The organism is Streptomyces sp. P9(2023), from assembly GCF_032436795.1.
Classification (GTDB): Bacteria; Actinomycetota; Actinomycetes; order Streptomycetales; family Streptomycetaceae; genus Streptomyces.
On record NZ_JAUPWM010000585.1, the window covers coordinates 1 to 261 of the forward strand.

The following is a 261-nucleotide window of genomic DNA, read 5'->3' on the forward strand; positions in this document are numbered from 1 at the left end:
CTTAGGGCGCATCCCAATGTAATGCAACGCAATGTAGAGGGTAATGCAATGAATGTGACTACTAACAATGCACCGAGGGACATCATCCACGGCTATGAGCTGACCGCACAGGAACGCTCCGAGTTTGATTACCTTGAGGGTGATGACCTCGATATGGCCACCTTCTTTCGCTACAAGGGCCACGTTTATCACCTGGGCGATGCAATGCGAGTCGAGGAGGGTAATTCCCTTTGCAAGGGCTGGCATGGGTACTACGGGGAG

1 protein-coding gene is annotated in these 261 nt (G+C 52.5%); it reads left to right on the forward strand.

The features are described from left to right. Positions 1–21 precede the first annotated feature (21 nt). Positions 22–261: hypothetical protein (locus Q5762_RS38780; protein ID WP_399495621.1), on the forward strand; the 240-nt coding region annotated here is incomplete at its 3' end.